The organism is Runella sp. R5_40, assembly GCF_057652295.1.
The window spans coordinates 1-419 of record NZ_JBYFCH010000080.1 but is presented as its reverse complement, the minus strand read 5'-3'; the positions used below and the strand labels follow the sequence as shown (position 1 = coordinate 419).

Sequence of the window (419 nt, the reverse complement as noted above, 5' to 3'; positions counted from 1 at the left end):
ATACTTTCAGCACTTTGGCAACCACCCTCAAAGAGACACTTCGCCCAGTACGTTTGCTTCGTCACATTATTGAAAGCGACCTCGAAACTTGGCGCAGTGACACCTGTGTTCCAAAACGTCTGACTTCCCGCGGGACAGTTGGCCGAAATCGTGACCGTTGTACCTGTACACACAATCTCTTGGCTTGCCATAATCACGGGCGCAACTTGCGTAGGGGTTAAAGTAAACGTCACCACATTACTCTTCTCGCTCACACAACCATTTTCCGTCTGACAACGAGCGTAGTACGACGTCGTTTGGCTTGGTACGGTGGCGGGTAAGCTTGGAAGTGCCACGTTCGTGGTCGCATTGTACCAAATCGTGCGCAAACTGCCGCACGTTGATTGGCCACTGAAACTTGCTGTCGCGTCACAACTCGT

The 419-nt window shown here is 51.6% G+C and carries 1 pseudogene; it reads right to left on the bottom strand.

Annotated elements, in window-relative coordinates:
- A pseudogene (locus AC23N5_RS31485) lies at nucleotides 1–419 on the bottom strand (hypothetical protein); the annotation flags it as partial.